Raw genomic sequence first — 6149 nt, 5'->3', positions numbered from 1 at the left:
TCGGTCGCCCTTCGGGAATACTCAGGACTTCCTTCGGTCGCTTACGCTCCCTCAGGATGACACCTATCTTAAAAAAAGGTCATTCTGAGGCCGAAGGCCGAAGAATCTCAGAAAACACGGTTTTATGGGAGATCCTTCGGTCGCTTACGCTCCCTCAGGATGACACCTACGCTTACGCTCCCTCAGGATGACACCTAGGTTCTGGCAGGGGTTGGAGTAGAGTTCTAATGGCTGTCGCATTTTTCTGCCGGCAGATGTTGAATGCTTTGACGTTTTGTGCTATAATCTTCCAACAGGTTAGACAGATATGATTAAAAAGACCAAACTTATTTTCTTGTTAGCGGTAATTATCTTATGTTCTGCTTCGGCTAACGCCGGTGAGCAGGCAATTATTATTGCCTCTCAGGGTAAGGTAGAAACCCTGTATTCCGGCCAAACAGAATGGGCGCCTTTAAAGCCGGGGACAGCTTTAAATCCCCGGGATTCAATCAAAACCAGGGATAATTCTTCAGTCGATATAAAATTAGCCGGCAGTGTGATCCGCTTAAAAGAAAATTCTTTTGTCAAGCTGGGTGATATCGAAAAACAAAGGGATAATATTAAAATTACAGAAATCGACCTGCGTAAGGGAAAAATATTAGCAACCCTGACCGAGCTATCTCCTGATAGCAAGTTTAACATAACCAGTCCGGTTGCTGTTTCCGGAGTCAGGGGAACCTCTTTTTCCGTAACCATCCTGCCGGATAATTCCTCAACTGAACTTAGAGTAGTAAAAGGCGAAGTAGTATTTGAATGCAAAAATGAGTTAGATAAATACATTAAAGTCACCAAGCTTACCTCTTCAGTCATTTCTCCCTGGAAGTTTGCTGAAATAGGCGCTGAAGGAAACGGGGTATTATCCAGGAAAATATTAGGCGAACAAATACCGGCCAATGCTTCCTTAAAGCATCTTCCAATAACCGAAGAAGAATATTCCTCTAAATTCGGCGCCCTGGCAAAGGTAACTACTGAACGCTCTGCCCGGATAGATGCCTATCGAAAACTTGCTGAAATAATGCACGGTACAGTCATAGATTCCAAAACAACCCTGGAGAATTACGCTATTAAGAACGATTCTATCCGCACGACCGTTAAAGGGGTGGTAAAAGGAGCCGGGATAATAAACACCGGATATTATTCTGACGGAGCGATATCCATTGACATGAAAATAAAATCTAAAAAAATAGTCGACCGGCTAATACCCCTAACCGGCGATATTTTTGGCTCTAATTATCTTGCCAGTCCGGAGGTAATCGAGATAGATGACTTTGGAGACTATTTAGAGATTATAGAACTAAACACAAATGACTAATTTCTAATTGACCTAAATAACCCTCCAATGACCCAATAACTAATAACAAAATTTGGACATTGGGGATTGGGCATTAATTAGGTTAATTAGGGCAATTAGAAATTTAATTTTCTCGCTATTTGTTAGTTGTTATTTCCCGGAAAAGGAGGAATGATGTTTTTATTCCTGCGTCTTATTCTTGCGCATTTTTTAGCAGATTTCCCTTTGCAGCCCGACATAATCTATAAGCTCAAGATAAAAAACCTCTGGGGCCAGTTTCTTCATGCATTGATATTCGTTGTCTGCGCTGTCGGCCTTTCCTGGCCTTTTTTAGGGATTAAGGCTATCTGGGGATTGTTTTTATTTCTGGGAGCCAGCCATTTTGCTATTGATTGCCTAAAAGTCAGGTATGTTGATAAAGGAAGGGCTAAAATCTGGTCATTTCTGGCTGACCAGCTTCTGCATTTGGGGGCTGTCAGTATTATATTTTTAACCGGTCTTAAAGACTTATCTTTTTCTGCAAATCCCTGCTTTCTCGAACGTCTTTACGCTAATAACTTCCTGATTCTCTTCCTTATTATTCTTATAATATCTGCTTATGTAATAAAGCGGATGAAGATTTTACGCGGTTCACAATAGCTCTTTTCACTCAAACCGGATAATGTCTCCCCGCTTGAATCCTGTTCCGCTAACCGCTGCTGCCTTTGAAAACTTATCCTGCACCTCTGCTATCTGAACCCTTCCAAGCATGGTGACCTCAGAGCCGAGAGAAATACCGGTTGCCGGGTCGATCAATTCCTCTCCCGGCCTGTAAACATTAAAACTATCTCCTGCCTGCACACCTGAAGTTGCTCCGCAATTCAGGTAGATAACCGGACCTTTTACCGTCACTATCCGGCCTTCCCAGACAACATCCTGCATTCGCCGGGCAATAAAATATACTGCATCATCTATAGCGCGCTGTGTCGCTTCTCCCAGAGGCGTGGCTTTAAACGTAGAAGTTCCTACCGCCCAATCCGATTCAGAATAACCGAACGAAAGCCCGGAAGAACTGGCTAAGCCCTCGCACCTTTGAGAATCAAGAACCTGGCCGGTGGTAGAATCATAAAGCCTGATATTTACCGCTACATGCGCTTTTCCTCCGCTCACTCCCAGAGAAAAGCCTTTATAGCTAAATCCCTGGCCTCCGCCGCTGGTGCTTTGCGCAAATTCCGTTACCGCGCCCCTGACCATAATCTGGGCATTCAAAATCCTTCCGAATTTAGCTGCTGCTTCCGGAGCGGTGCGGCCGCTTGCCCCAAAATCCTGTTCAGCCAGAACATCCTGAATAGCCTGGCGCTCCACCACAATAAACCGCCCGCTATTTATCAAAGCAGTGGTAAGCATTTCCGCCATACCTGAACCAATCCTAAAATTAGACGCTGCTCCGGCCTTATTTTCAAAGTCCATAACCGCGATCATTTTCCTTGGCCCTACCAAAGGCGGAAGGGACGGCAGTTCAACAACCACCTCTTTCTTGCGCTTCCTTTTCCTGGTTCCGGCAAATGCATCCTGGCTGGTCAATCCGAGTAAGATTAAAACAGCCAAACTGCCCAGCAACACCTTGTTTCTAAACATCTTAACCTCCCGATATAATGTTCAGTTTCTGTCCTTTAATCTCTGTAATCATCTATACTCTTTATAGAATGTTTTTTCACTCCAAGAATTTCAGATCAATTCTATTTTGTGTCTTGCCGGTTATATCCACTAATGGATCGGTAAATTCACGCAATTTAGCGGCCAGCATATTAGCATCGCCAGCCATCTGAAGATCTATGATCCCGATCTGATTTACAAAACTTCTTTCGCTTACGCTTTCAACCGCGCCTAAATTCCGAAGCCCGGCTTTTAATAAATTTAATTTATCAAAAGTGGCATTTTCGCAAATCAGCTGGATGCTTGTTAAATTATAGACCTCGCTTCTCCATTTTTCAACAATCTGTTTCATCACTAAATCAGATAGTTTACGGCCGGCGTCTTTTAATGACTTCTTGGCAGTAGGAATCCTGCCTCCTCCTCTTTGAACAGATTCAACGCTCTCGGAAACCATCAAGCCGGCGGTATCCACCTTAATAACCCTGGCTGAAACCTGCGCCTGGTAGGCATAGACAGAAACCCCGTAAGGTTTGGACGTATCCATTAAATCGCTGGCAGCCTGGCCCACTATAACCACTTCGGCTCCGTAGCGCCTGCCTAAAGCAGCTGCCTTTGAAGGATCGGCATAACTCAAAGCAGCATCCCTGGATTTAACCATCTCCATCTGCGCCCTATCGATAAGGGGAAAATTGTTTTCAAGAAAAGCCTTCTCCATTTCTGTCTGGACCACTGCTCCCGGCTGCTCTAAACCATCGATTGACTCAGAAAATACCGCCATAACTCTCGGCCGGCCCTTTTTTTCGAGCACAATGTTCAGGCCTTTGATGCTTTTTCTCAATGCGCCCAGGGCAACCACTGCTTTTACCTTGATTCTATATATTCCTCCTTCGCCCTGGTTATCGCCGGCTATTTCGTAACTTTTTACATAGCCTTTCACCTGGGAATATACTTTATCGTCAAGCAGTTGAAAATTTTGGACTATTGTTTCCGAATCAATAAGCACCCCGACTCCTTTTTCAATAGCGTCCCTTAATGCCCGGTTCAGGGCTTCCTCTCGCGAGATAAGAGAAGAACCCGCTGCCATACCTTCACCGATCATTTCCTTTTGCTCGATTTGAGCCAGAACAGTGCCGGCAGACGACAGCAAAACACCCAACAGCAATATAGCAATATTCGACCATATTTTCGGACTTTTCAGCATAATGTTCTCCTCAATATTTTTTCACTATTTCCCACAATCCTTCCATGGGAAGCTCGATATCTACCTCGACACTGCCATCAGTCAGGAATCTGGTATCCGCTTTTCTGGCGCCCCGTAGAAAGGTCTCTACCTCTGCTTTGACTTTGTCATGCTGAACCACAAAATCTATCACTGTAGTAGAAGCGCTAATCTGAACTCCGTAGAGCTCTTCGGCCAGATTCCTGCGGGCATCCATTTCAGCCGCCCGTTCAGCCATCAAGCCTGCCTCTGGCCCTGATTTGCCCTCAGGAGCTATGCCCACGCCGGTAACCGTAAGCCTGCTGTTCACCCATCCCGGAGCAGCCGGTGAAATCGAAGACCCTTTAATGTATTTGGCCGGCGCTACTCCCTGGCCGGTAGCCCTGATAACCCTGGCAGGATAATATTCGATTATCTTTTCAAACCTTATCGTCTTGATATATACACGGCGCCAGGGGTAACGGCGGCGGATATACCACTTACGTATTTCTTTTAATTTCTTGACTACCTTTCTAACGCTTACTTCAACATCCGCCTCGCATATCCCTTCCGGGGTATATCGATAAGGACCTATCTGCTCTATTCCTTTAATAAAAGCGTCCAATTGAGTGCTGATCTGGTCGCTTTCAGCTACAAAATCACGCACATAGGTATTTGACGTAATCCGCAATCCCTTGACAATCTCGGCCAGATTTCTATAGGCATCTACCTTGGCAGCCCGTTGGGCCATGAGCCGGCCCCTGGCAGTCACATTTTCCCAGCCCGGAATTCCCATAGTGGGGCTTGCTAAAGAACTGGTTTCAAGGGATTCTTGAGACCTGGGAAGGCCGGAACCCCTGGCGGTTACCACGCCTTCCGTATAATAAGTTGTGATCCTGGTAAAATCATTCGGTCGAATACGAAATAAATGAACCCTTTCCCAGTGAACGCGATGAAGCCTCTTAAGTTCCGTAATTATTCTGCCAACCTGCATTGCCACTTCAACTTCACAGGTTCCATCCCCCGGATACCTTGCTGAAACCACCTCAGCGCCTTTCAAGAATGTGTTGAGGTCAGTGCTGATCTGGTCACTGAGAACTACAAAATCACGGACATAGGTCGTAGAATTAATCTGTAAGCCTTTTACTTTCTCTGCCAGATTTCTATAGGCATCTACCCTGGCAGCCCGTTTGGCCAGCAATTTTTGCTGGGCTTCTGTTAACTCGGCTTTAACACTGCAAACCGCTGCTAAACTCACCAACCCGACTACCAACGATAAAACCAAACCTTTCCTGATTGCCTTTTCCATCTTCCGCCTCCCTTCAACCCGTTCTTTATTTATTAAGTATTTTTATTCTGTTCAACGGCCAGTAAATCAAAAAGGCCTTACCGACCAGATCTTTTTTAGGAACAAACCCCCAATACCGGCTATCCTTGCTATTGAAGCTGTTATCCCCCAGGACAAAAAGTTTATCCTCCGGAACATCTATCTTTAAACCCTGGCGTCCATAATCCCCCCGATTATAATAATATTCCGGGAGATGCGGATTATCAATCATCTGGCCGTTAATAAATACTCTTCCATTGGCAATGGTAATCTTTTCGCCCTGCTCAGCCACCAACCGTTTGATAAAAGGTTTCTTGCGATCTAGGGGATATTTAAACACAACCACATCCCATCGCTCTGGTTTTTTAAAACGGTAAATAAATCTATTGACTAAAATACGGTCTCCGCACATCAGTGTCGGCTTCATCGAAGAAGTAGGGATTTTAAATGCCTGGACAATAAATGTCCTAATCAGCATCGCTAAAATAAAGGCGATAAGTAAAGATTCAACCCATTCGCGGACAATTAACTTGGTTTTCTTTTTCATTTAATCAATCCTCTTTATAAATTGTTAAACTGTTAAATTGTTGAACTAAAAAATTATTTTAACGTAACTTATTGTAAAAAAATGCGTTTTAAAATTCAGGATACAAATCTTC

Annotated in this window: 7 protein-coding genes; 3 read left to right on the top strand and 4 right to left on the bottom strand. The window is 44.5% G+C overall.

The features are described 5' to 3' along the window. The 3 genes from U9Q08_05070 to U9Q08_05060 all read left to right on the top strand — a co-directional run. Positions 1-191, top strand: a 191-nt coding sequence (locus tag U9Q08_05070; protein MEA3329073.1) for a hypothetical protein, incomplete at its 5' end; no start/stop codon positions are given. 116 nt (positions 192-307) lie between these two features. Further along, on the top strand, positions 308-1351 hold the full coding sequence (locus U9Q08_05065; protein ID MEA3329072.1) for a FecR domain-containing protein: 1044 nt from the start codon (positions 308-310) through the stop codon (positions 1349-1351). Positions 1352-1501: 150 nt separating this feature from the next. Next, on the top strand, positions 1502-1969 hold the full coding sequence (locus U9Q08_05060; protein MEA3329071.1) for a DUF3307 domain-containing protein: 468 nt from the start codon (positions 1502-1504) through the stop codon (positions 1967-1969). Between the two features lie 6 nt (positions 1970-1975). On the opposite strand, the gene U9Q08_05055 is transcribed toward U9Q08_05060, so the two are convergent. From U9Q08_05055 to lepB, 4 genes are all read right to left on the bottom strand, one after another. Further along, positions 1976-2947, bottom strand: coding sequence for a CsgG/HfaB family protein (locus U9Q08_05055; protein ID MEA3329070.1), 972 nt, complete (start codon positions 2945-2947; stop codon positions 1976-1978). 76 nt (positions 2948-3023) lie between these two features. Continuing rightward, entirely contained in the window at positions 3024-4166 is a 1143-nt protein-coding gene (locus tag U9Q08_05050) for a hypothetical protein (GenBank protein ID MEA3329069.1), read from the bottom strand. Between the two features lie 10 nt (positions 4167-4176). Then, positions 4177-5472 carry an LPP20 family lipoprotein gene (locus U9Q08_05045; GenBank protein MEA3329068.1) on the bottom strand — a complete coding sequence of 432 codons (1296 nt, stop codon included), beginning with the start codon at positions 5470-5472 and terminating at the stop codon, positions 4177-4179. A 25-nt stretch (positions 5473-5497) separates the two neighbouring features. Next, on the bottom strand, positions 5498-6037 hold the full coding sequence (gene lepB / locus U9Q08_05040; GenBank protein ID MEA3329067.1) for a signal peptidase I: 540 nt from the start codon (positions 6035-6037) through the stop codon (positions 5498-5500). Between the last annotated feature and the right edge of the window lie 112 nt (positions 6038-6149).

The sequence above is a fragment of the Candidatus Omnitrophota bacterium genome, from assembly GCA_034717435.1.
Lineage (GTDB): Bacteria > Omnitrophota > JAUWXU01 > JAUWXU01 > JAUWXU01 > JAYELI01.
The sequence above is the reverse complement of the archived record's forward strand: the minus strand, read 5'-3'. Positions and strand labels throughout refer to the sequence as shown.